The 1,609-nt window shown below is 55.6% G+C and carries 2 protein-coding genes; both read left to right on the top strand.

The features are described from left to right. The coding region (locus B5F88_RS19425; protein WP_140402223.1) for a DDE-type integrase/transposase/recombinase at positions 1-879 on the top strand (879 nt) is incomplete at its 5' end. Further along, on the top strand, positions 872-1,609 hold a 738-nt coding region (locus tag B5F88_RS19420), incomplete at its 3' end, for an ATP-binding protein (RefSeq protein ID WP_087937045.1). The genes B5F88_RS19425 and B5F88_RS19420, both read left to right, overlap by 8 nt.

The raw sequence follows: 1,609 nt of genomic DNA, 5'->3' as shown, positions 1-1,609 counted from the left end.
CAGATGGACTGGGGCTTTACCAAGGTCCAGTCTTTCACCGGAGAAGAATACTCTGCTGCCTGCTTTGCTATGGTCTGCCACCACTGCGGTGAGCGGTATGTGGAGTTCTTCCCCAACGCCAAGCAGGAAAACCTGTTCATTGGTATGCTCCACGGGTTCCGGTACATGGGCGTCCCTCAGTATATCCTTACGGACAACATGAAAAGCGTGGTTATCCGGCGGGACCAGGACGGGCATCCCCTTTGGCAGAAGGACTATGAGCAGTTCATGCGGACTGTGGGTTTCCAGACTAAGCTCTGTAAGCCCCGCCACCCCTTTACGAAGGGCAAAGTGGAGCGCCTGGTCCGTTTCGTGAAGGACAACTTCCTGGCCGGGCGGAGCTTTTGGAATGTAACCGATCTAAACCTCTCCGCGCTGGACTGGTGTGACGAGCAGAACACCACCTTCCACCGGGGATTGGGTATTCCGCAGGACATCCACAGGGAGCGGTGTGGCTCTGTGGTTACGAAACTGAACGACAGCCCTGAATTGTTGCTCTACCTTTGCCCTGAGCGGAGGATTTCCTTTGACGGGTTTGTGAACTACGAGGGGCGGCGCTTTGGCGTCCCCTACGCCTATGGCGGCAAGACGGCCCGTGTTATGCGAAACGGCTCCTGCCTTTATATTTACTCCGCAGATATGGCCCGCCTGCTCGCTACCCATGAAGTGACCTGGGCTTACCAGGACAGCTTCTGTGCTAACCAGTATGCGTTCCCAGAGCAGCCGGAGGAGTTTCCCTCCATGCCGGTGAAAACGGTGATTAGGCAGCTCCCGCAGACCTCCACCGACCTCTCCTTTGAGAAGTTTAACTTCACCAAGGAGGACGACGAGGATGACTGACTCTCTGTTTGAAGCGGTGGCCCATGCCACCCGTGAGCTGACAAAGTATGGTTTCTCCACCCAGGAATTTGCAATGCTGGTACAGCAGCACAACATGACCGATGCTGAAGCCCTCGCCGTGGCAAAGGTATTTGACTATCTCCTGGAAAAGAGGGAGCGTTCCACAGTGGATTTCCTGCTCCGCACCAGCCACCTCCCACTGAAGGTCCCCAAGACCTTTGACAACTTTGATTTCAGCCGAGTCACCGGAAAGAATGTTGACAAGCTCCGTAGCCTCCCCACGCTGTCTGCCCTCTATGCTCACAAAAACCTTGCCTTTATTGGACGGCCTGGTACGGGCAAGACCCATCTGGCCCAGGCTTTTGGGCGTACCTGCTGTGAGCATGGATTTAGGAGTTACTTCATTAAGATGACAGAGCTGCGGGACCGCATGACTTCCGCACGCCGATCCGGCCGGGAGAGCAACCTTCTGTCCTACCTTGTCCGCCCTTCCTGCCTGATTATTGATGAGGTGGGACACTGTGAGTTTGACAAGGAGAACACCCGGCTGTTCTTTGACATGGTGGACCGCCGCTACCAGAAGGAGGGCTACTCCAACATGGTCTTTACCAGCAACCGTGACCCTGCTCAGTGGAAGGAGAACTTCTGCGAGAACGATGCTCTCCTGTGCGCCTTGGACCGCATCTTTGACGATGCTGTGGTCTTTACCATTAAGGGGGAGAGCTTCCGG

It is taken from the genome of Flavonifractor sp. An306, assembly GCF_002159455.1.
In the GTDB taxonomy this organism is placed as follows: domain Bacteria; phylum Bacillota; class Clostridia; order Oscillospirales; family Oscillospiraceae; genus Flavonifractor.
Note: the sequence above shows the minus strand (reverse complement) of the source record. Positions and strands in the feature narration are given on the sequence as shown.